This is a genomic window from Marinobacter sp. (genome assembly GCF_041687235.1).
GTDB lineage: Bacteria > Pseudomonadota > Gammaproteobacteria > Pseudomonadales > Oleiphilaceae > Marinobacter.
Window position 1 is genome coordinate 489,955 of the sequence record NZ_JAWLCH010000001.1, and the last position, 21,413, is coordinate 511,367.

20 protein-coding genes are annotated in these 21,413 nt (G+C 58.3%); 6 read left to right on the top strand and 14 right to left on the bottom strand.

Translation table 11 applies throughout. From position 1 onward, the window contains the following. Positions 1–12: 12 nt before the first annotated feature. Positions 13–2,520, bottom strand: coding sequence for a nitrite reductase large subunit NirB (nirB, locus tag ACESMK_RS02085; RefSeq protein WP_372994776.1), 2,508 nt, complete (start codon positions 2,518–2,520; stop codon positions 13–15). A 366-nt stretch (positions 2,521–2,886) separates the two neighbouring features. Here nirB and ACESMK_RS02090 point away from each other — a divergent pair, with 366 nt between their 5' ends. Then, a complete protein-coding gene (locus ACESMK_RS02090; RefSeq protein WP_372994778.1) occupies positions 2,887–4,182 on the top strand; it encodes a nitrate- and nitrite sensing domain-containing protein in 1,296 nt (431 codons plus the stop codon). A gap of 9 nt (positions 4,183–4,191) precedes the next feature. Here the strand turns inward: ACESMK_RS02090 and ACESMK_RS02095 are convergent, their stop codons facing one another. Next, complete coding sequence (locus tag ACESMK_RS02095; protein ID WP_372995429.1) at positions 4,192–4,854, bottom strand: hypothetical protein; 663 nt, start codon at positions 4,852–4,854, stop codon at positions 4,192–4,194. Positions 4,855–5,093: 239 nt separating this feature from the next. Between ACESMK_RS02095 and ACESMK_RS02100 the strand changes: the two genes are divergently transcribed. Together ACESMK_RS02100 and brnA are read left to right on the top strand one after the other, a co-directional pair. Further along, positions 5,094–5,357 carry a BrnT family toxin gene (locus tag ACESMK_RS02100; protein WP_372994780.1) on the top strand — a complete coding sequence of 88 codons (264 nt, stop codon included), beginning with the start codon at positions 5,094–5,096 and terminating at the stop codon, positions 5,355–5,357. After that, positions 5,347–5,616 carry a type II toxin-antitoxin system BrnA family antitoxin gene (brnA, locus tag ACESMK_RS02105; protein ID WP_372994782.1) on the top strand — a complete coding sequence of 90 codons (270 nt, stop codon included), beginning with the start codon at positions 5,347–5,349 and terminating at the stop codon, positions 5,614–5,616. The genes ACESMK_RS02100 and brnA overlap by 11 nt, the downstream gene beginning before the upstream one ends. Before the next feature lie 153 nt (positions 5,617–5,769). Here brnA and ACESMK_RS02110 read toward each other — a convergent pair whose 3' ends face one another. The 9 genes from ACESMK_RS02110 to ACESMK_RS02150 all read right to left on the bottom strand — a co-directional run bounded on the left by ACESMK_RS02110 (position 5,770) and on the right by ACESMK_RS02150 (position 13,076). Beyond that, positions 5,770–6,096, bottom strand: a complete 327-nt coding sequence (locus tag ACESMK_RS02110; protein WP_372994784.1) for a hypothetical protein — start codon at positions 6,094–6,096, stop codon at positions 5,770–5,772. 31 nt (positions 6,097–6,127) lie between these two features. Next, a complete protein-coding gene (locus ACESMK_RS02115) occupies positions 6,128–6,565 on the bottom strand; it encodes a hypothetical protein (protein WP_372994786.1) in 438 nt (145 codons plus the stop codon). Between the two features lie 440 nt (positions 6,566–7,005). Continuing rightward, complete coding sequence (locus ACESMK_RS02120; RefSeq protein WP_008176957.1) at positions 7,006–7,524, bottom strand: Hcp family type VI secretion system effector; 519 nt, start codon at positions 7,522–7,524, stop codon at positions 7,006–7,008. 215 nt (positions 7,525–7,739) lie between these two features. Then, positions 7,740–9,464 (bottom strand): protein kinase domain-containing protein, encoded by a 1,725-nt coding sequence (locus ACESMK_RS02125; protein ID WP_372994788.1) that lies wholly within the window; start codon positions 9,462–9,464, stop codon positions 7,740–7,742. Positions 9,465–9,538: 74 nt separating this feature from the next. Then, entirely contained in the window at positions 9,539–10,387 is an 849-nt protein-coding gene (locus ACESMK_RS02130) for a formate/nitrite transporter family protein (protein ID WP_372994790.1), read from the bottom strand. Between the two features lie 338 nt (positions 10,388–10,725). Next, positions 10,726–11,493, bottom strand: coding sequence for an energy transducer TonB (locus ACESMK_RS02135; RefSeq protein WP_372994792.1), 768 nt, complete (start codon positions 11,491–11,493; stop codon positions 10,726–10,728). Continuing rightward, a complete protein-coding gene (locus tag ACESMK_RS02140) occupies positions 11,490–11,900 on the bottom strand; it encodes an ExbD/TolR family protein (protein WP_372994794.1) in 411 nt (136 codons plus the stop codon). The genes ACESMK_RS02135 and ACESMK_RS02140 overlap by 4 nt, the downstream gene beginning before the upstream one ends. Continuing rightward, positions 11,897–12,292 (bottom strand): ExbD/TolR family protein, encoded by a 396-nt coding sequence (locus ACESMK_RS02145; RefSeq protein WP_372994796.1) that lies wholly within the window; start codon positions 12,290–12,292, stop codon positions 11,897–11,899. Before ACESMK_RS02145 ends, ACESMK_RS02140 begins: the two co-directional genes overlap by 4 nt. Then, entirely contained in the window at positions 12,279–13,076 is a 798-nt protein-coding gene (locus ACESMK_RS02150; RefSeq protein WP_372994798.1) for a MotA/TolQ/ExbB proton channel family protein, read from the bottom strand. The genes ACESMK_RS02145 and ACESMK_RS02150 overlap by 14 nt, the downstream gene beginning before the upstream one ends. Before the next feature lie 185 nt (positions 13,077–13,261). On the opposite strand from ACESMK_RS02150, the gene ACESMK_RS02155 reads away from it, so the two are divergent. Continuing rightward, positions 13,262–15,610: a GGDEF domain-containing protein gene (locus ACESMK_RS02155; protein ID WP_372994800.1), complete on the top strand. Its 2,349-nt coding sequence runs from the start codon at positions 13,262–13,264 to the stop codon at positions 15,608–15,610. Here ACESMK_RS02155 and ACESMK_RS02160 read toward each other — a convergent pair. Then, positions 15,593–16,363 (bottom strand): sulfite exporter TauE/SafE family protein, encoded by a 771-nt coding sequence (locus ACESMK_RS02160; RefSeq protein ID WP_372994802.1) that lies wholly within the window; start codon positions 16,361–16,363, stop codon positions 15,593–15,595. The two genes, ACESMK_RS02155 and ACESMK_RS02160, sit on opposite strands and share 18 nt — an antisense overlap. Beyond that, positions 16,342–17,481 carry a hypothetical protein gene (locus ACESMK_RS02165; RefSeq protein WP_372994804.1) on the bottom strand — a complete coding sequence of 380 codons (1,140 nt, stop codon included), beginning with the start codon at positions 17,479–17,481 and terminating at the stop codon, positions 16,342–16,344. Before ACESMK_RS02165 ends, ACESMK_RS02160 begins: the two co-directional genes overlap by 22 nt. A gap of 52 nt (positions 17,482–17,533) precedes the next feature. On the opposite strand from ACESMK_RS02165, the gene ACESMK_RS02170 reads away from it, so the two are divergent. Together ACESMK_RS02170 and ACESMK_RS02175 are read left to right on the top strand one after the other, a co-directional pair. Then, on the top strand, positions 17,534–19,021 hold the full coding sequence (locus ACESMK_RS02170) for an amidase (protein ID WP_372994806.1): 1,488 nt from the start codon (positions 17,534–17,536) through the stop codon (positions 19,019–19,021). A gap of 130 nt (positions 19,022–19,151) precedes the next feature. Continuing rightward, positions 19,152–19,769, top strand: coding sequence for a hypothetical protein (locus ACESMK_RS02175; RefSeq protein ID WP_372994808.1), 618 nt, complete (start codon positions 19,152–19,154; stop codon positions 19,767–19,769). A 37-nt stretch (positions 19,770–19,806) separates the two neighbouring features. Here ACESMK_RS02175 and ACESMK_RS02180 read toward each other — a convergent pair whose 3' ends face one another. Next, complete coding sequence (locus ACESMK_RS02180; RefSeq protein ID WP_372994810.1) at positions 19,807–21,228, bottom strand: HDOD domain-containing protein; 1,422 nt, start codon at positions 21,226–21,228, stop codon at positions 19,807–19,809. Positions 21,229–21,413: the final 185 nt, after the last annotated feature.

Consider the following 21,413-nt stretch of genomic DNA (forward strand, 5'->3'; position numbering starts at 1 on the left):
AGAACCTAAAGTCTACGCAGACTCCAAAACAGGCCGCCGCTGCCCCCGCTCAACCGTCCACTCCTGAACCGGATCGCGTTGCGAAGGCGCATTCACAAACTCCCGGAAGCGCTTCCGCTTCTCCGGATCCTCGACAGCCGTCTTCCACTCGCACTGGTAGGTGCCGACGATCCCCTCCATGTGCTCCTCCAGTTCTGCGCCGATTCCCAGACTGTCCTCCAGCACCACCTGCTTCAGGTACTCCAGGCCGCCTTCCAGGTTTTCCATCCAGACACTGGTGCGCTGTAGCCGGTCGGCGGTGCGCACGTAAAACATCACCACCCGGTCAATGGTGCGGATCAGTTCTTCATCAGACAGATCCGTGGCAAACAGATCGGCGTGGCGTGGCCGCATGCCGCCGTTGCCGCAGACATACAGGTTCCAGCCGTTCTCCGTGGCGATCACACCAAAGTCCTTGCTCTGGGCTTCGGCACATTCCCGGGTGCAGCCCGAGACCGCCATCTTCACTTTGTGAGGCGCCCGCAGACCCTTGTAGCGGTCTTCCAGGCGAATCGCCATGCCCACGCTGTCCTGCACACCGTAACGGCACCAGGTATTGCCGACGCAGGATTTCACGGTGCGCAGGGATTTGCCGTAGGCGTGGCCGGTCTCGAAGCCGGCGGCGATCAGCTTTTCCCAGATCTCCGGTAACTGGCTCAGGGTGGCGCCGAACAGATCCACTCGCTGGCCGCCGGTGATCTTGGTGTAGAGATCGTATTCCTTGGCCACCTCACCCAGCGTAATCAGTTTGTCCGGGGTGATCTCGCCACCGGGGATGCGCGGCACGATGGAGTAGGTGCCGTTCTTCTGCATGTTGGCCATGAAAGTGTCGTTGGTGTCCTGCAGCGGCACGTGATCCGTGGCCAGGATGTGCTCGTTCCAGCAGGTGGCCAGGATCGAGGCCACCGCCGGTTTGCAGATGTCGCAGCCATGACCCTTGCCGTGCTGACTGATCAGGGTCCGGAAGGTGCGGATGCCGTTCACCTTCACGATATGGAATAGTTCCTGGCGGCTGTACGGGAAGTGCTCGCACAGATCCTTGCTGACTTCCACACCGCGCTTTTCCAGCTCGCTGTCCACCACGTTCTTGAGCAGGGCTGTGCAGCCGCCACAGCCGGTGCTGGCCTTGGTTTCGGCCTTGACGCTGCCGAGGTCGGAACAGCCGGCATCGATGGCGCCACAGATATCCCCCTTGGTCACGTTGTGGCAGGAGCAGATGGAGGCGGTTTCCGGCAGGGCATCGGGGCCCAGGGCCGGCGCCCCGCCCTGGCTTTCCGGCAGGATCAGGGTTTCCGGATTCTCCGGCAGAGTGATGCCGTTGAGGGCGTATTGTAAAAGGGTGTCATAGTGGCTGTTGTCACCTACCAGAATGGCGCCCAGCAGTGTCTTGCCGTCTTCACTGATCACCATGCGGCGATAGTGGCCGGCCTGCTCATCGTTGAAGCGGATGTTGCGAGCGCCCGGGGTCTGGGCGTGGGCGTCACCGATGGAACCCACGTCCACGCCCAGCAGTTTGAGCTTGGTGCTCATGTCGGCCCCGGTAAAGGCAGTCTCTTGATCACCGTTCAGGGCCGCAGATAAAGTGCGGGCCATGGTGTAGCCGGGTGCCACCAGACCGAAAATTTTCTGTTCCCAGAGCGCGCACTCGCCAATGGCGTGCACATGGGGGTCCGACGTGGTGCAGTGGTTATCGATCACGATGCCGCCGCGCTCGCCGATCTCCAGTCCACTGGCCCGGGCCAGGGCGTCCTGGGGGCGGATACCGGCTGAGAAGACGATCAGATCTGTCTCGAGGAAGGATTGGTCGCTGAAACTCATGCGCAGACGGGCATCCTCGCCCTCGGTAATCGCTGTGGTCGCCTTCTCGGTGTGCACCTGAACGCCCAGCTCCTCGATCTTGTGGCGCAGCAGGGCGCCGCCATCGGCATCCAGCTGAACCGGCATCAGTCGGGGGGCAAATTCCACCACGTGGGCTTCCAGTCCCAGGCTCTTGAGCGCATTGGCCGCTTCAAGACCCAGCAGACCGCCGCCTACCACCACGCCTGTGCGGGCACCTTCCGAGCTGGCGCGAATGGCATCCAGGTCATCCAGGGTCCGGTAAACCAGGCAGTGCGGGCGATCATTGCCCTTGATCGGTGGTACGAACGGATAGGAGCCGGTGGCCAGCACCAGTTCGTCGTACCGGTAGCTGCCACGGGGCGTTTCCAGGGTGCGATGTTCCCGGTTGATGCCGGTTACCTGTTCGTTCAGGTGCAGTTGAATGCCCTGCTCGCTGTACCACTCCAGCGTGCCCATGGCGAGATCCGCATGGCTGGAGCCGCCGAAATACTCGGACAGGTGGACCCGGTCATAGGCCAGCTGTTTTTCCTCGCCGAACACGATGATCTCGAAATCGGCAGCGGCCGGGCTGGCGCAGAATTGTTCCAGGAAGTGATGGCCGACCATGCCGTTGCCAATCACGATCAGGGTTTTCTTGCTCATTCCGGTTCTGCCTCCCACACAACAAAAAAAGCCGGAGCATCTATTCCCGAGGGAGGGAAATCGATGGTCCGGCGCCAATGCCAACAACAATGATCTGATGGTCCGGCCTGATCCGTGGCCGGGACGTTCGTCCTTGCTGAAAGTGTTGCTATCTTCATGCCAGTTTTTTAAATACAGTAAAAACAACAAGTTGGGAGTTTTGATAAGTTTTCGGGGCGGTTTCGGGCCGAAAAACTGCCCTGTCGCAGGGCAGACTGCACGGCTTTGGCGCCTGTTTCGTATGGCGCGGTAATTGCTCCACTGTCTCTGCGAATTGCAGATAATCCCCCGGCGGGGGTAAGGGTGAGAGCGCCCGGGAGTGTAGTGATGAATACCAAGCGCAATACCGCTCCGGAAATTCCCGGTGCAGGCGACTATCTGATTGCGTCGAAGACCTGCGAGCTGATGAGCCTCCAGTATTTTTTGCAGATGGGCAGGCTTGTTCAATGCATTAGCAGTCTGGTGCATGGTCTGCAAAGGGAACGCGGCGCGTCTAACGTGTTTCTCGGTTCTTCGGGACAGAAATTTCAGGAAGAAAGACAGTCGCTGGCCGAGGAATCCGACCGGCTCAAAAAATCCTTTGAGCATGCGCTGGCAGAGATTCACGAAGAGCTGACGGGTCACCCGGTCAGTAGCCGTTTGCTAAACCAGATTGCCAGCGCCCTTCATAGCCTCGATGGCCTTGGCGAGCTGAGGCGGTGCGTTGTGGCACGGAAAATTACTGCGGAATCGGCGACTGAGGACTACAGCAGTCTGATTCACAATCTGATAGCCGTTGTATTCGAAGCCGCCGACACCGCCGCAGACCCCACGATTGCCGGATTGCTGGTGGCGATGGTTCACCTGATGAATGGCAAGGAATTGTGCGGACAGGAACGGGCCGTGGGCTCCGCAGGCTTTTCGAGCGGCGCGTTTGATCGTGCCCTTTCGCAGCGCATGGCGCACCTTATTGAGGCGCAGGAACGCTGTTTCGAGGTGTTTGCCAGTTTTGCAGATGCTGATTCATTGTCGCTCTGGCAAGAGACCCGCGCTCACGATCGCGAGGGTGACATCGAACGAATGAGAGGTCTGGCATCGTCTGTCGGGCGTTATAAAGATCTGGATCCAGAGCTTGCCGATCAGTGGTTCAGGCTGATGACCGAGCGTATCGATGCTCTGAAACAGGTTGAGGATTCTGTCGAAGGCTGCTTTCACACCCGGTGTATCGAGCGCTTTGCCGCTGCCAAAGAGTCATTGGCCCATCAGGAGACATTGATTGCATCGCTTGATGCCGGTGGGGCCGCCAATCAACCCCTGCTGGTTTTGTGCAATTCCGGAAGCGAAGGCTCAACGGGCGAGGCGTTTTCAAGTGAAGGGATGGGGCAGCAGTTCGGCCGTTCAATCTTTGAGCTGGTGCAGGAGCAGACTCGCCGCTTGCAGCAGATGACTGACGAACTCCGGAGTGCGAAGGAAGCATTGGAAGACCGGAAAACCCAGGAAAAAGCGGTGCTCCTGCTGATGGAGCATCGAAAAATCAGTAACGACGAAGCCCACCGCTTGCTCCGGAAGTTGGCGATGGATCAGGGCAGGAAACTCCCAGAGGTTGCCCGGTCACTTATTTCGATGGCAGATGTACTCAGGTAAGCAAAGTCACTAGCGCTGACCAAGCCGGCTCAGCATCTGCACAGGAACCCGGTAGCGCACCCCTTTCGACGGGCCGATACCATCCACGGTGCAGGTCTTGCGATTGACCCGGATGATCTGCCCGTGCAGCTCCCGCCGGCCTGCACCGAAACGCACGGTATCGCCCACCTGCCAGTGGGCCATCTGTTGCCTTGTGTCTACAGGCTCGAAGGGCGTATCCGGTAGCGCCAGGCCCTGTTCCCGGGCCTCATCTGCCAGGGCCTTACGGGTCGCTTGCGCCGCCCCGCTCTCGTGTAACTCATCCAGAATGGTGTAGAAATGGCGGTTGTGCACAGAACCCCGGTACCGCTGTCCGGCACTTTGCTGCAGGAGATGGGCAAATTCATGGCAGCAGGTGTGTGCCAACAGATTCAGAGTGCTCAGCTCCCCTCCAAAGTACCCCCGTTTCCGGATCTCCCGGCCCGACAGCCAGCCGCTCGCCGTCTCCGGCTGGTGCTTGGCGGCAATCATGCGGGCACCGTAGGTGATCAGATGTTGCCGGTCGCGAGAATCGTAACGGTGGTAGGTGGCCTGGCCAGACCCAACCCGGCAATGCAGGACGCTGCCCGGATTGCGTTCCCGGACCCACGGCTCCGCCGGTTGCCAGAGCCAGTCCCGGGTGACGGCGCACATGAGCTCGCCGAGGCTGATGGCGGTCTGGGTTGGTAGGAGCGTTTGCTGCAAACTTGGGTACCTGGTCAACTTCATGGATGCGTCAGACCTGACAAGCTTAACGTTCGAATTTGCGGTTTGCTATGGTTCGGCTCGGCAATATTATGCAGCGGTACTGATCATCGATCTCTGGGAAAAGTCTAGCGAAGACCTGGCGGTGATCCCTTGTCGAATGAGTAAAAAAAGAATAGTTTATACTCATGGATGTCTTTGAATTTGATGGAACCAAGAGCAAAGCCAATCTGGAAAAGCATGGCATTGATTTCGTGGCGGCCCAGCAGTTGTGGCAAGACCCGTACCTGATGGAAATAAGGGCAGATTCCACGGATGAGCCCCGATATTTACTAATTGGCAAGATCGGTGGCAAGCACTGGTCGGCAGTTGTCACCTACCGGAAAGGGCGTATTCGCTTGATCTCGGTCAGGCGTTCCCGCAAGAAAGAGGTAGAGCTTTATGAAAGCTAAAGATTTTGACAAGAAATTTGACGAGGGCCGGGAAGACATTTTGGAGGATCTTGATCTGTCTTCCGCCCGGCGTGTGAATCAGGAGCAAAAGCGAATCAACGTAGATTTTCCGGCCTGGGTCGTGGAGTCTCTGGACCGTGAGGCCGCGCGTATTGGCGTTACCCGTCAATCCATCATCAAGGTCTGGCTGGTTGAACGTTTGCAGGCAGAGGCCGCCAATAAGCCGCTCAATCAGGACAATGCCAGTGGTGTCCACTAACGGCAAATATTATTGGTGCCTCTAGTGAACCGCTAATGTGGATAAGACTTCGTAGAAAACGTCATCAGCGGTGCTAATCGTAACCCATGATGACGGGTGGTTCGACGTGGCGATAAATGCAGTGGTGTAGCCGTCGACGGACGCAGAGAACCCCTAGATTCCTTTACCAACATTCAGTTCTATCACGTCACCAAAGGATTTCTGTGCTTCCTTAAAACCCTGTCTGACCTCTTCTACTGCAGTTGAGAAAGCTGCGTTGGTTTCCATCGACATTACAGAGACCACCAATACCGAGTCGCGCCAAAGCTGTGTTTCAAAATGTTGGATATCGACAGTGTCATACTGTCTGCTATTGAGTTTGAACACTATGTCACTGGAAGTGCGAAACTCGATGGGTTGTTGATCGAGAGAGGCGCAACCTGAGACCAGGCTGACCAGAAAGATTCCGCGAATGATGGCCGTCGTTATTGGAAGTTTCAAAGCTGATACCCTGAGTTATCTCGAGAACGATTCAGATACCAGACGAAATTGTCTTCGCCACACTCTCAAAATAACCCTCTGGAAAGCTGAAGATAAGCATGGAACTCGGGTTTTTTTCATTTATGAGATAGCCCGTCTGATAACCACGAACCTTAGCTGAAAACCCTTTAAAACCGGGATATAGCTCAAGTGCTTCAGTTTCGACGGATTCAGAATCTGACGCCGACCTGAGGGTATTAATTAACTCAGATGTCGACGGGGCGTCAGAAGGAATTGGTTCTATGCGAATGAAACCGAGCGCTTTTCCGTCGTTAAATAGCGTTATGTCATTTTTAACGATGCGGACAGCATCGAACAAGTTTGACTGGACTGATATAGCGTAATGCTGGCTCGGTGAAAACTGGACTGACGATGTAGAGGCGCACCCGCTCAGGATCAGTGCAAAAATAATTGATACGGCGAATCTCATTGTATTGATACGTCCATGTTTATCGTAATGAAGCTTCTAACAGGCTTCTATACTGTAGCCCGCGAGTAACCTTGCAGGTGTAATTGATCTCAATGTTACCACGTAGAAATGGGTCGCCAGCAGCTCTGATTACACGAATTGCCCACTTGCGAATACCATTTGTTGGAGTCAGAAGGTCCTTGGGGTTTGGAACAGCGTCAATCCATTTACTGCAAACTTCGGTTCCGGTAATGAGCTGTGCCATAAGCTCCAGTGTCTCAGAGGTTATGCTCCCCGAATGATAACGGTTTGCGAACCGTTCACCGTAAAAGGCCGTAACGATTGCTTGCACCGAAGCAACCTCTTCTTCGGTCAGGTTTATGATACTCACTATCAAGCTCCTTTTGATAGTTCGGAAAGGGAGGGCGAGCGCCGCTCCCTCTCCATAGTTGACAGTGGAATTACGCCTCGATCGGCGAACGCCAGTCGTCAGCGCCGGAGGTACCGGCAACGGCGTGCTCCCAGGTTACCTTGCGGTAGGACAGGGAAACGGTGACCAGCTGGGTGAAGTCGGCGTTGCCGGCGTCCTGGCAGTGGGGCATGTTGCAGTTGATGTCGATGATGGTGGCATCTTCGAGGATGGTGGAGAAGAAGTGCTCCTGCTTGCCCTCAACAGAGGTGCGGTACCACTTCAGCTCGACCTTGGGCAGCATCTCGCCGGAGGCCAGGGCGTTGTACATCAGCGGGGTGGCCTTGTTCAGGGCGGAGGTGAACTTGAACGGCTTGTGCACGCGCTGGCCGGAAGGCTGACCGGACTGGGGGTCGGTCGGTACGGTAACGACGTGGCTGAATTCCTGAACCAGCACTTCGTCTTCGTGGCCTTCCACGTAGATGTTACCGACGGAATCGGAAGTGAATGCGCCGGCAGTGATGTTGCCCTGGGTCTGGCCTTCGATGCTGATATAACAAGGAGTTGGCATAGTCTGCTCCATGACTTGTGAATGAATAGTGTCCCCGGGGTGTTCCCTGGACGCCGACTCTCATTACAAAGCTTGTGCCAGAATAGTTAATATCATGTAAAACAGTGGCTTATAGGTTCTTGCGGTAACGTTTGGATCTGGCCAGGCAATCCTGCGCCCGAACGCCGGGCGAAGGTTTGCTGGCGGGGCAAAAACTTGCTCGGGTAATGCCTGCTTCAGCGCAGGCCGAGGGCGGCCAGTAATGCGAGGAGCAATAACCCGGAAACACCCTGCCAGAAGGCCACGGGATTACGCTCCAATAATGGCGGCCGATGACGCTTGTGCCAGTCGACGGGAGGGTGTCGCAGGCTGTACAGGTATTCCGAGAGCGCCGGATAGCGTCTGTGGGCCTGGGGATGAACCGCTTTTTCGATGGCATCGTCGACCCAGCCAGGCAGATTCTCCCGGAACTGTCGGGCAGGTTGATATTTAAGGTTTCGAAGCTGATTACGGCTGTGGATTTTTGGCACTTCCGGACCATAGGGTAGCTGGCCAGTGAGCAGCTGGTAGGTGATCACGCCCAGGGAGAACTGGTCCGATAACCAGCTGCCCGGCTCGCCGAGAAAGGTCTCCGGGGCACTGTAAAGCGCCGCTCCCCTGGGAAGGGTTTGCTCGCTGTTGTCATAGTCCTCCAGGCCGGCGACCCGGGTGGCACCGAAATCAATCAGCGTGACGGTACCATGAGGTCCCACCAGCACGTTTTCCGGTTTCAGATCCTGGTGCACCATTTCAAGCCGGTGAAAGGCCCGCAAGCCTTTATCGATCTGCTCGACGAGATTTCGCACGGTTTCGAGTGCCGGCGCCGGGTTGTCCAGCATCCATTGCTGCAAGGTACAGCCTTCCACAAACTCTGTGGCCTGGTAGAGGAAGCTGGGGTTCCTGTCTGGTCGGAACGGCCTGACAACATGGTCGCTGTTGATTCGCCGGGCAATCCACTGCTCAGTGGAAAACTGTTCCAGGTAGATCGGATCGTGCCGCTGTTCCAGTGAGGGCATCTTCAGTACCACCCGGGATTCGGTTTCCTCATCCACGGCCAGGTACGCGTGGCTTCTGCTGCTGGCGTGAATCTGTCTCAGAATCCGGTAGCCATCCAGGCGTTGCCCCGGCTGCAGTTCCGGCGCAAACGGTAGTTCGGCGAGCTCCTGAAACAGCTCGCTGTTATCCCGAATGGAGGGAACTGAATCGACCCGGATGATCTGGGCGGTCAGATTGTCACTGCTGCCTCGCTCGAGGGCGGCGCCAGCCAGCTGGCGGGCGGCGGCGTTCAGGTCATCCCCGGATTCCCGAACGATGCGGGCCATGGTTCGCTCGTCCAGATGCTCATGGATGCCATCGGTGGTCAGGAGGAAGATGTCGCCGGGCTGTACCGCCAGGCTTTGATAGTCGATGTCCAGTTGATGTCCGATGCCCATGGCGCGGGTCAGGCAGCTGTCTTCCCGGGAGAGCCAGAGCCGGTGATCGGTGCTGAGCTGTTCCAGCTGGTCGTGGTGAACCCGGTAAATACGGGCATCGCCAATGTGAAACAGATGCGCGGTGGCGGACCTGAGCACCATCACACTCAGGGTACAGACATACCCACGGTCGCGGTCATAGCGGTATTGGCTTTGCCGGGTCTGGGCGTGGAGCCAGGCGTTGGTTGCCCGGAGCACACGCTGGGCGGACTGTTTGACCGACCAGCTTTCCGGGGTGGAAAAGTAGTCGCTGAGAAAGCTCGCAACGGCGGACTCGCTGGCAATCTGACTGACATTGCTGGAACTGATGCCGTCGGCGATGGCAACGGCGATGCCCTTGGTAACCAGCTGATGGCCCGTCGGCACCAATAAACCGTGGAAGTCCTGGTTTACGGGCTTTTTGCCAGCGTCAGAATACTGGCCAGCGGTGATGGAAAGGGGTCTGGTCATGGAGAGGCAGAGTTTCCGAAAAGGAAAAAGCAACTCCGGCGGGTGCGGCAGCCGGAGTTGCAGGAAGACCCGGCTTAGTTGGTTCGTGCCAGGGCAGCGTCGCTGTAGGCTGCTGCAATCTTGCGCTTGGGGGCGGTGCGCACGTGGGTCGCATAGAGGGTGAGGCCGGTAAAGGAAAGTCCCCCTACCAGATTGCCCAGAACGGTCGGAATCTCATTCCAGATGAAGTAATCCATGATCGAGAACTCACCGCCCATCATGATCGCAAAGGGGAACAGGAACATGTTCACGATGGAGTGCTCGAAGCCCATGAAAAAGAACAGCATGATCGGCATCCACATGGCCAGAACCTTGCCAGGGACCGTGGTTGAAATCATGGCGCCAACCACGCCCATGGACACCATCCAGTTACACAGCATGCCCCGCAGGAAAATCGTCATCCAGCCTGCGGCGCCATACTCGGCATAACCGAGAGTTCGTTCCTTGCCAACACTGGCAATCTTGTCACCAACGGCACCGGGGTCGGTGTTGAAGCCATAGGTGAACACGAACGCCATTATGACGGCGACCGTGAGAGCGCCTCCGAAATTACCCAGGAACACCCAGCCCCAGTTCCGCAGGATTCCTCTCGGGGTGACGCCCGGACGCTTATCCAGCAAAGCCAACGGTGTCAGCATGAATACCCCGGTCAGCAGATCAAAGCCCATGAGGTAGAGCATGCAGAAACCCACCGGAAACAGAATGGCACCTACCAGCAGGCTGCCAGTCTGCACCGCCACGGTAATTGCGAAAACCGCAGCCAGTGCAAGAATGGCGCCGGCCATGAAGGCCCGGATTAGGGTATCCCGGGTTGACATGTAGATCTTGGATTCGCCCGCGTCGACCATTTTGGTCACGAATTCCGAAGGCACGATGTAAGACATAGTGTTTTCCTCTGACTTCTATCGGGTGGCCGGATTTTGGAACGGCCAAAAAAAACGGCGTTACCTGCGGCCCTGCTGAGAGCAGGTGCAAGTAGACGCCGTCGTCTGAATGAATCTGTCAATGTGAACAGAACCCACACTGGTTCTGTTAATACCGGCAGGTGCAGAGACCGTGCCAGAGTGCCTGGCTTTGATAAAATCCTAGATATTTCAGCGTGATGGGGCTTTCAGGTTTTGGTGGGGTAAGCGATCGATGATCCGGTTGCCCACTATTCTGCACTTCAACAGTGCGCACCAGGGACGCTTTGCTGCACCCTGGCGCAGTTGCTGCGGGATTTTCAGCGAAGTCTGAACCGAACCGGCAGTGCGTAGTTGAACCGCTGGCCGGAAATCTCTTCGGGTACCGGTGGCAGTGGTGCGGCCTGTTCCAGCATAGCAAGGGCGGAGTCGTCCAGCAGCTGGTGGCCAGAGCTGGTCCTCAGACTATGGGCAACCAGGGATCCGTCCCGACGAAACTCAAACACAACAACGGGTGTGCCCTCCTGGCCGAGCCGCCTGGCCCGTCTCGGGTATTCATAAAATCGGGCAAGGTGGCGGCTGAGCTGGCTCAGATAGGTGTCGACTTCCGAGCGCTCACCGGCGTTCTGCAGCGGAACCGTGGCCTGGGATTCCGCTTCGTTGTTCTCTGCGGTTTCCGGTTGTCCGGATGGGGCATCGGACTCTGTTTCAGGCTGACTGACTTCCGGCTCAACGGGGGTTGACGTCTCCTTGGGGGCATCCGCCATACTCTCTGGCTCTGGCTCTGGCTCTGGCTCTGGCTCTGGCTCTGGCTCTGGCTCTGGCTCTGGCTCTGGCTCTGGCTCTGGCTCTGGCTCTGGCTCTGGCTCTGGCGTCGGTTGTGGTTCGGGCTTCGGCGCAGCCTCAGGCTCTGGCGTGGGTTCGCCTGCAAGTTTGATGCGTACGGCCGGGGCTGTATTGATTGCGGATTCGCCCAGCGTGTTCAGTTTCACCGTCTCTTCAGGGGCCGCCACCACAAGGGCGGTGACGGTAATCGCAACAGCCATAACCAGAAGGGTGAACCGTGCAAACCGGTGTTGCGGATTCATGCCCCGGGCTCCGTCAGTAGCAGGACGTCTTCATAGCCGCCCTCCTCAAGAAGCCGGAGAAGGGTTTCAAGGTCTGCCATGGTTATGGTTTCGTCCGCCCCGATCCTGAGGGGCTGCTTGTCGGTGGGTTCGGGCAGGTGTGAGAGCAGTGAATCCTCCTCGAGAATCTCTCCCGCCACTCGCCAGTCGCCCTCGGCGTTCACGATCAGATCGGCGTGAGGAGATTGTTGGTCCCTGGCCTGTGCTGCGGCAGGCAGCTCGGGCAGGGGGTCATCGGCAAGCTGGCCGGCGACGATAAAAAACATCAACAGCAGGAACACCAGGTTGATCAACGGCAGTAGCGCGTCTTCCACACGCTCCATGAGGGTCTTGCCAGAGGTAGACGGTGGTGGAACCAGATCGGTCATGGTGTTTTGTCGTCTGCCCGTTTCCAGTGCGCTTCTATACCATTGCCGGTTAATTTGCTGAGGGCCAGCGTGAACGCGCCAAGGCTGGTATCTGGGGTAGTGGCAAGGTTGACCTCACGGATGCCGGCCTGTGCCAGTTCCGGCAGGAGTTGGTCCAGTGTCAGGGTCTGCTCTTGCCATTGAACCTGGCCGCTGGCGGTCACCGTCAATTCCGGTAAGGGGTCGCCCGTCACCGGGCTTCCACTGGTGGAGTTGTTGGCCAGCTCGAGGTAGTCCACGGGCAACAGCCGGCTGGTGAGCATAAAGAACACCAGCAGAATGAAGACCACATCAATCAGGGGCGTGATGCGGATCGGGATAGGGCGATTCGGTCGCGGCTCAACCAGTTGCATGGGCGAATCGCTGGCCTCGGCCTGTTGCGTAGCTGTGTTTGGTGTCCTCCTCCAGTTCGGCTACCTGATTCCTTTGCAAGTCTCCTTCCGGTTCAGAGGTTGCGGCAGGCGTCTCGGTACCAGTCTCAGGCGTGACGTTCAGAATCGAAACCAGCGTGCTGTTGATGGTTTTGTGGATGCGGCGAAGGCGGAACTCCACCCAGGCCGCCAGGGCGGCGAAAGGTATGGCGACCACAAGACCGGCTGCGGTCGTTGTCAGTGCCTCGTAGATACCACCGCTGAGCTGGGTTGCGTTGGCGCGCCCCTCGCTGGCCGCCATGGCACTGAAGGCTTCCATCATGCCCAGCACTGTGCCGAGCAGGCCGAGCAGTGGTGCCAGAGCAGCAATGACTTCAATAATCTTCAGGGGTGCTTCGAAAGGCTCCAGCGCGTGCTGGGCATCCCGCGCTGCAGTCTCGCGGATCTGCCGGTCATCCTGGCGGTTCTGCAACGCCTCAATGGTATTCGTGACCAGATGAAGCAACGGGTTCAGCCTTCCCCAACGCCCTGCCTGAGCACGAACCTCGGATGGGGAGATGGAGCCTGGCTGCTGTTGCCAGGCCATTACGGTTTTTTTAAGTCTGCCTGGCAGGCGAGGTGCGTATAGTGTGCCCAGCAGCATAAGGTAGACGAAGGTAACTACGCCGAACACGGCAAGTGCCAGAAGGACTACCATCACTGGCCCGCCCATCTCGATGATCTGGGCGACCGGGCCGGTACTCAGAGGCGAGGCGATGTCCGTCATGTGACGCTCTCAAACAAGAAAATTGGATCTAAATGATAGCGATTATCATTAGATTTGCAAGTGTGTAATCTGACATTAAATCGCCCTCTGTTAGACTTAAGCCAGAAATAAGAACCGAAAACAGAGCGTGGGATTGGAGGTTTGGTCATTACTGGTCGTCGAACCCGCCCGGGAGTGAGGATGTCGTGCTGATCAAGCGATGGTTTGGCAGCCTGGTGAATCGGGCGGTTGCCCTTGTGGTCGGCGTGATCATCGTCTCGGCGTTGCTGGTGACGATTGCCGGTTTCCTGTTGAGCCGTTCCGAGCTGGAACAACAGGCCCGCAACCAGGTGGAAACCATCGCTACCCTGATTGCCGGGGAGCTTGACGACAAGCTGGCGCTCCGGCTTGAAACCCTGAATCACGTGGCTCAGAGCCTCACCATGTCTCGTCACGTTCTGGATGTGCGGGCCCGGTTACTGATTCGGCGGCAAACGGCCCTGCAGCATCTGTTCGATGCGGTCTACCTCATTGATGAAAATGGCCGGGTTGTTGCCGAGTACCCTGAGGACTATAAGCAAGCGGGGCTGGATGTCAGCGAGCGTGAGTACTTTCGGCAGGTTTCCTCCACGCTTACCCCGGTGATCAGCGAACCCTATATTTCGAACTACCAGGACAAGCCGGCGATCATGGTCGCTGCGCCAATCTTTGATCATCGCCGACGGTTCATTGGCGTAATCGGCGGTGCGATCGCCCTCGACGGAAATAATTTTCTTGATCAGTTCATCAATGTCCGGATTGGCACCACCGGCTATCTCGGGGTTTCCACACGAAGCGGTTTCGTGATTGTCAATCAACGGGATGAAGAGGCCATGGCGCCGGTACGGGTGGCCAACCCGGTGTTGCGGGACGCCATGGAGGGGTTTGAAGGCACCGTGGAGACCCGCAACGGTGCGGGAGAACAGACCATCATGTCGGTGCAGCAACTGACCCAGGTGCCCTGGTTTGTCTCCGCCGCCTGGCCGGCTCGCGAAGCTTTGGCACCGATCACCCGGACGGTTGATGCCTTTGTCTGGATTCTGTTGCTGGTAATTCTGTTGATTGCTCCCCTGGCACTCTGGCGCTTCCGGCGTCTGATGGCGCCGCTGAAGACGCTTGGAGGCCAGATTCGCGAACGCCATCTGGGTATGCGTTCGGACCCGGTGGATGTGTCCGGCGGTCAGGAAATCCGAAAGGTTGCCGAGATTTTCAATACGGTTATGGACGAGCGCGACGAGGTTCTGGTGTCGCTGGCAGAGCGGGAGGCGTTTTTCCGTTCCCTCACTCACAGCGCGCCCATTGGCATTGTTCAGACCGACGTTCTGGGTCGAATTGAATTTGCCAACCCGGCCTTTGAAGCCATCGTCGGGCGGCCGGCGGAAGAGCTTACCCACACTTATCTGGCAAATCGCGTGCTCAAGGTGGACCGGCCCAGTGCAATTGCCGGCTGGAAACAGGCGATTCGAAACCAGAGTATTTTCCGGGGCCGGTTAAGGCTGGAACCCCCGGCACCGGAGCAGGTTATCTGGGGCGATGTCATGACAGCGGCAATCCAGACGCCGGAGAAGGCTCTGGGTACCATTACGGTGGTTCGGGATATTTCCCATGAGCTGGAAGTGGAAGAAGCGTTGAGGGCGGAACAACAGCGAGCGGAGACCATTCTCGGCGTGCTCCAGGAAGGGGTGCTCATGGTAGATGTCGAGGGTGTTATCCGTTACGCCAACGACGCCGCCTGTCGATTGCTGGGAACCGAAGGCGAATGTGTCCTCAGGAACTTTTTCCAACTGGTCACCATTGAGACCGAAGAACGGGAGATCACGCATCAGGAGTTCCTGTCCGGAGACGATCTGGACAGCGTCTATGTGACCCTGCGGAACTCGCTTGGCGTGTCGTTTCCCATCGACCTCACCATGCTCCACATTCGTCAGGGGCGTGAGGATGAACGCCTGGTATTTGTGCTGCGGGATGACAGCGACCGCCGCCGACAGCAAGAACGGCTGTCCTGGGAAGCAACCCACGACAGTCTGACGCAGTTGCTGAACCGACGGGCTTTCAATGCCTCGCTGGTCCGGTGTCTGGGAGAGGCCGATCGCCAGGAAGTCCGGTCGGTACTGATGCTCATTGATCTCGACTACTTCAAACCGGTAAACGATGAGGGCGGTCACCTGCTTGGTGACGATCTGCTCAAACGGCTGGCAGAATTGTTCAAGGAATCGGTTCGCCAGTCCGATACCGTGGCCAGGCTCGGAGGGGATGAGTTTGGCATTATTCTGCCTGCTTGCGGCATGGCCAGGGCCGAGGCATTGGCGGAACGGATCCGCGCCGATGTCGAGGCTCTTCGTATTGAACATGACGGCCGGTTATTCGGTGTAACCACGAGTATCGGCCTGACAGAACTGACACCGGAAGACAGCGGCCCCAGAGAGGTTATGGCCCGGGCGGATGAGGGTAGCTATATCGCCAAGTCCCGGGGTCGTAACAGGGTTGTCGTGGTACCGTCACCACCAGCCGGCTGAAAGACTGGCCTGCCATAGCAGGCGGATCGCGAGCGCGGTCAGCACGATGTTGAAGATCAGTGTGAACTTCCGGTTGCTCAGGGTTCTGAGCACATGGAGTCCGAGCCAGGTGCCGGCAAAGCCACAACCAATCATGGCAAGAATAAACGGCAACCACTCGAAGAACATGAAGCCCGCCGCTCCGAATACCAGCGCCTTGGGTGCGTGCTGCAATGTCATGGCGGTGGCGAAGGTGGCGACGGTCTTGAACCGGTCGGTGTGAATCTGCTTGATAAACGCGGCGACCAGCGGCCCGGTGGCGCCCACGAACAGGCTGACAAAACTGGTGAGCGCTGACGCCAGAAACACACCCGGGGCACCGAATGCGCCCTTTGGTAGCGCCGGTCCCCAGCAAAGGTAAAGAACGAACAGGGCGATGGTCAGTTGCCAGATGTGGGTCGGGAGATTCACCAGCAACCAGGCTCCCAATGCAGCGCCTGCAATGACCCCGGGCAGGAACGCCGCGATCACCCGCCAGTCGATATGCCGCCAGGTCAGTGCTGCCCGACCAACATTGGAGCCCAGCTGGATCATGCCATGAACCGGGATAATGGCTGCCGGCGGCATCCAGCTGGCCATCAGAACAAGCAGCAGAACACCTCCGCCGGCGCCGAGGCTGGCGGTGATCAATGAAGTAATGGTGGAGCTGGCAAGCAGGAAAACGGCAACAGGAAGGCTCAGGCTGTCGGGTATCAGTTGGTTGAGTACTTCCATTCACAGAATTCCGTTGCGGTCAGTTTCGCCGTGCGGCACAGGGCCTCGGTTGCCAGCTGGACATCGGCAACATAGTAGAGTGAGGCGAGACCAAGGCGTTCCCGGCCCAGATTGTGGAAAATCAGGCCAAAGGCAATGTCGCCAGCGCTGAAGCGTTCGTGTTTGGCGGCAAAGTATTCCGCTGGCTGTGCCAGAACCGGATCGTCCAGTAACGCCTGAACCCGTCCGGCGCCGCCATGATACGCCTGAACCAGAAGCAGGGTGAACAGTCGGTCCCTTTTTGCCTCGGGCAGATGGCCAAAACGTTGTTGGAAAACCGGGGCCAGATTGCGGGCGTTCTGGTTCATCAAACGCAGGGCACAGTCTATCTGCGCCAGCCGGTGCCAGAAATTACCCGGGGCAATCTCGCAGTCGGACAGTGCGGAGGGTGACAGCTGCAGGATTCCCTTGGCATTTGCCCGGGAATGGGCCCGGGCCTGGGCGCCGCTCTCAATCAGGATCTGGCCCGCCAGATACCGCGGCAGGGCCGTGGGCAGAGTCAGGCGGTTCTGGCTACTTCGGTGACCGTAAACATACATCAGCGCATCGTGAAGGCTCCCTGGAGCTCCGCTTGTGGCAAATGAAAGGTCATCCCAGGCGCCCCAGATCCGGTCCGCGGGCAAGGTGCCAAGATAGCGGGCAACCGCCTCATCAACGTTCACGTGCGGCTGGTCGCAGGATAGCGCGAACGGATAGCCGGTCTGGCCGGAGCCTCCGGCAACCCAGTCTTCAACCCGGCCTTTCTCGTGCAGGGACTGTCGGGTTTCGTTCAGACGGTTCTGGGTAGCCTCGCGGTCCTCACCGTCGTTGATCCAGGCGAGAAACTGGCCACGCATGTCGAAAAGGATGTGGCGATCGGCACTGGAACAGTAGCCGGATTCCTTAAGCACCCAACGTCTTATGGTGAGAATGTTTTCAAACACGCCCTGACTGACCCAATAGGGTGACGTCCGGACGATGCGGGTCCAGTCGTTGTCTTCATCGGTGGCTGTCTGAGCCTCCTGGGCCGTCACTGCAAACGATGCTGCCAGGATGAAAATCACGGCAAGCTGGCGTAAGCTCTTGAGAAATCTGACCATAGACGTTATACCCGTGACCTTCCTGAGAACAGAATAACAAATGGAACCTGCCATGAAACAATCCGAATACCTTCGTTACGATGCCACTGCACTCGCTGATCTTGTCCGCCGGGGCGAAGTCACCTCAAGGGAAGTGTGCGAGGCCGCTGTGGAAAGGGCAACTCGTGTCAACGGCACCCTCAACGCGATCTGCTATCCCCAGTTCTCTGAGGCACCCGCCCAGCGCTTTCCGGAACAGGCGGTTTTTGCTGGCGTTCCTCTGTTGCTCAAGGACCTTGCCCAGGAACAGGCGGGGCACCCCTGTACGTATGGCAGCCGGGGCATGACAAAGAATGTGGCGCCCCAGGATTCGGAATTTGTCCGTCGGGCCCGGGACGGCGGCCTGGTTTTCCTGGGGCGAACCGCGACTCCCGAGTTTGGCCTGAAAGCGGTCACCGAATCGGAACTCTGGGGGCCAACGCGCAACCCCTGGAATACACAGCTTACCCCGGGCGGCTCCAGTGGTGGGTCCGGTGCAGCGGTGGCAGCCGGGATTGTGCCCATGGCTGGCGCCAATGACGGCGGCGGGTCTATCCGGATTCCCGCGGCCTATAACGGTTTGTTTGGCCTGAAGCCGTCCCGCGGTCGCATCTCCTCAGGTCCTTTCATGGGTGAGGCCTGGACGGGCGCTTCCACCGATCATGTGGTCAGCCGAACGGTCAGAGACAGTGCGGCGATGCTGGATGTACTCAGTGGCCCCGCACCGGGCGATCCGTTTGTGATTCCTGCCCCGCCGGCGGCCTACGCCGAGCTCATGCAACGGTCGCCGGGTACTCTGCGGATTGGTGTGTTTACGTCTTCACCCTACAACACGGAGGTGGCGCCGGAGTGTGTTGCTGCCGTAGAGGAAACCGCCCGGGTCCTTGAAAACCTCGGGCACCAGGTTGAATACGCTGCGCCGGAGTTCGATGGCATGGCACTGGCCCGGTGTTATCTGGGGCTGTATTTCGGCGAAGTGTCCGCCCTGATGGCGAAGGCGAAAGAGCAGTTCGGTGCCACGGACAGTGATTTCGAGCTCGATACCCGGTTGATCGGGATGCTGGGTGAAACCATGCCGTTGTCCGACTATGTGCGCCGTCGCCAGCAATGGAACGAGTTCGCCAGGGCATTGGGCGCCTTCTTCGGAAGCTACGATCTTTACCTCACCCCCACGACCGGCCAGTTGCCCGCAGCCATCGGGGAGCTGGAAACACCCGCCCACATCAAATTCGCCGCCCGCCTGATGCTGAAGCTCAAGGCCGGCAAGCTGGTGCATCGCTCCGGTCAGGTGGATCAGATGGCGCTCGAAAGCCTGGCGAGGACGCCGTTTACCCAACTGGCCAATCTCACCGGAACGCCGGCCATGTCTGTGCCCATGCACTGGACCGCCAATGGTTTGCCGGTCGGTGTCCAGTTCGGGGCGCCTCATGGCGCCGAGGCCACGTTGCTGCAGTTGGCTGCGCAACTGGAAGAGGCCAATCCCTGGTTCAGCAACTACGAAAAGCTTGAGGACGCGTTCTGAGTCGTCCGGGGTTGTGATCCGGCTGGTAAAACTCCACGTTTATCTTTGTAGCCGGAACAGGCTATGCTGTTAGGCAGGAAGACCCCTTCTTCCTGAACGACCCTGATGGCATCGAGGAGGCGAGCGTATTATGAACCAACCGATGGCAATCGACGAACTGGTATCAGTAGCACAGGCCGAGGCCATGGGGGAATTAGACGCCCCGATGATGGCCATCGTCCTGTCCAGCGAACAAAGCTACGACTTGCCCATCAATTCTCTTGAAACCGATGCCGACAAGGCCCGCTGGGGTTTAATCCTCCGCGCCGCCCGCGAGCATGTTGAAGCGGATGCCGTGGCCGTGCTCTACCCGGCCTGGACGACTATCCGTCACAAGAAGCCAGAGATCGAAGCCGAGGCTGCCCCGGAGACTGTTGCGGACGAAGCCGAAGGTACTGACGATTCAGATGGCCCCATCGATACCCTGTTCGTGCAGTTGCACACCCGAGATCATGTGTACTGGAGGGGGTTCGAGCAGATTCGGGATCCCAAACACCAGCGCATCATCGGCTTCCGCCGGATCAAGGCGCTGTCCACCGATTACAAGCGAGACGAAGCGCCCTCCGTCGCCTCCTGGCTGAGCACCCTGTTCGAGCCTCTGCCGGAAGAAGGTGAGGAGACCACCGTAGACCGTGAGTTGGCCGACCTGCTTGAAGAACCGGAAGTCAGCGCAGCGCTCTATCCTCGGCAGATGCGAGCCCTTCACTAGGACGTAACTGACAGCCGGAACCAATGCGCTCCGGCTGTCAGTGTGTGGATAACAACGTCAGGCAAAGCTGTGCGTTCTGGATGAAATGCCCGAACGCGGACAGCTGTTCCCTGGAGGGCACATAGGCGTCAGCCGCATTATCCGCATAGAACAGGCCAATCAGCCGGCCATTTGCCTTTATTGGTCCAATCAGCGCCGGTACCTTGCCGAGCCATCGATCATAGGGTACGCCTTCGGCGTTTGGTTTGGGCTCGTAGATACTGCAATGGGCATGGGGCAGAAGCGAACCCAGTGGCCCGGTGCCATCCTTACGGATCACGAAGCTCTGTCGCCAGGCGTCGGTGCCGCGGCCACCGAGCTTTCGTGGCACCAGTTCGTTACCCGCCCGGTCCCCCATCAGCAGCGCCACCCTTTGCATGCCGATGGCCCTGTGGATTCCTTCGATCACCAACTGACACACTTCGTTGATGTCCGGTTTTTCTGCCAGGCAGTGGCTCAATTCGCGCAGGATTTCCAGCTGCAGTTCGGGATCCATGGCAGGCGCCCTGACGGCGGAGTCACCGGCGCTGCCCTCGGCGCCTGGCATCATGGCGGTAACCTGGGGAATGCCCAGGGAAACGGCAACCCGGGTGGCTTCTGAGGCGTTCACTTTCAGCTGATCACGGACCACCGCCGGGCTTTCGCCAATGTCCTTGCCCAGACGCTCCAGTACCTTGTCCATGTCCGGGCCACTCCAGCCCTTTTCAGACAGTCGTGCCATTTCCACGGAATTACGTACCAGGCTGGAGGCCATGGAGTTGGCCTTCCCTGGTGATACAACATCCCGGATGAAGGGCCCGAGTGACCAGGCATCCACCAGACCCCGGGTAATTTCGGTAAAGGTTGAGTGCAGCACGGCCTTCTGGGCTTCAACCGGTGGCTCTTCAAGCCGCAGGCGCTCTTCCAGCTCCGTGGCCTGTTCAGTTTCACAGGACCAGAAGGCCAGCTCGCCGATGTTCATCAGCAGCGCCCCGATAAACACCTCTTCAAGCGCGGTCTCGTTGCGTTTCGGCATCAGACACCGGGCCTGGACCGCAGCGTGAATCGCCCGGGCCAGGCAGCGCAACAGATGAGGACGGTCGTTGCGTTTCAGCAAGGTGTCGACAATCAGCGAGGAAATCGCCATGGATTTCACCGCATCGAAGCCGATCAGGGTGATCGCGCGGCTTACTGTGCTGACCTGGGTCCGCGTCTGGTTATAGAACACGGTATTGGACAGCCGCAGCACCTGTGAGGTGAGCTGGGCATCGTTGAGAATCACGTTGGCCAGCTCGTTGACCGTGCTGTTCTGGCTGTCGGTCAGCTCATTGATGCGTCGCAGAGTATTGGCCAGTACCGGCAGCTCGACTTTGCTGAGATAGGTTACCCATGCCTGGGTGGAGTTCATCCGTGAGGGCGTTGGTTGTTTTTCGTTGGTCACGTTTGTGGATCTCTGGGCAGCGCGCCTCTGGGAAATGTAAGGTTCTTCTGACATCCAAGTTTAGTTCAGGGCGGTGTACGGTGTCAGGTAACTGTTTGTGTCGCGTAGGGATAGGGATATCTACCCACACTGAGAATCATTCCGGAATTCGGGTTTGGCGGCGGTATGGGCTATAATCGCCGGTT

Excerpts from the sequence above, each read along its gene's own strand:
- nirB (WP_372994776.1), bottom strand. The coding sequence starts at position 2,520 with ATGAGCAAGAAAACCCTGATCGTGATTGGCAACGGCATGGTCGGCCAT.
- ACESMK_RS02090 (WP_372994778.1), top strand. The coding sequence starts at position 2,887 with ATGAATACCAAGCGCAATACCGCTCCGGAAATTCCCGGTGCAGGCGAC.
- ACESMK_RS02095 (WP_372995429.1), bottom strand. The coding sequence starts at position 4,854 with ATGTGCGCCGTCACCCGGGACTGGCTCTGGCAACCGGCGGAGCCGTGG.
- ACESMK_RS02100 (WP_372994780.1), top strand. The coding sequence starts at position 5,094 with ATGGATGTCTTTGAATTTGATGGAACCAAGAGCAAAGCCAATCTGGAA.
- brnA (WP_372994782.1), top strand. The coding sequence starts at position 5,347 with ATGAAAGCTAAAGATTTTGACAAGAAATTTGACGAGGGCCGGGAAGAC.
- ACESMK_RS02115 (WP_372994786.1), bottom strand. The coding sequence starts at position 6,565 with ATGAGATTCGCCGTATCAATTATTTTTGCACTGATCCTGAGCGGGTGC.
- ACESMK_RS02120 (WP_008176957.1), bottom strand. The coding sequence starts at position 7,524 with ATGCCAACTCCTTGTTATATCAGCATCGAAGGCCAGACCCAGGGCAAC.
- ACESMK_RS02125 (WP_372994788.1), bottom strand. The coding sequence starts at position 9,464 with ATGACCAGACCCCTTTCCATCACCGCTGGCCAGTATTCTGACGCTGGC.
- ACESMK_RS02130 (WP_372994790.1), bottom strand. The coding sequence starts at position 10,387 with ATGTCTTACATCGTGCCTTCGGAATTCGTGACCAAAATGGTCGACGCG.
- ACESMK_RS02135 (WP_372994792.1), bottom strand. The coding sequence starts at position 11,493 with ATGAATCCGCAACACCGGTTTGCACGGTTCACCCTTCTGGTTATGGCT.
- ACESMK_RS02140 (WP_372994794.1), bottom strand. The coding sequence starts at position 11,900 with ATGACCGATCTGGTTCCACCACCGTCTACCTCTGGCAAGACCCTCATG.
- ACESMK_RS02145 (WP_372994796.1), bottom strand. The coding sequence starts at position 12,292 with ATGCAACTGGTTGAGCCGCGACCGAATCGCCCTATCCCGATCCGCATC.
- ACESMK_RS02150 (WP_372994798.1), bottom strand. The coding sequence starts at position 13,076 with ATGACGGACATCGCCTCGCCTCTGAGTACCGGCCCGGTCGCCCAGATC.
- ACESMK_RS02160 (WP_372994802.1), bottom strand. The coding sequence starts at position 16,363 with ATGGAAGTACTCAACCAACTGATACCCGACAGCCTGAGCCTTCCTGTT.
- ACESMK_RS02165 (WP_372994804.1), bottom strand. The coding sequence starts at position 17,481 with ATGGTCAGATTTCTCAAGAGCTTACGCCAGCTTGCCGTGATTTTCATC.
- ACESMK_RS02170 (WP_372994806.1), top strand. The coding sequence starts at position 17,534 with ATGAAACAATCCGAATACCTTCGTTACGATGCCACTGCACTCGCTGAT.
- ACESMK_RS02175 (WP_372994808.1), top strand. The coding sequence starts at position 19,152 with ATGAACCAACCGATGGCAATCGACGAACTGGTATCAGTAGCACAGGCC.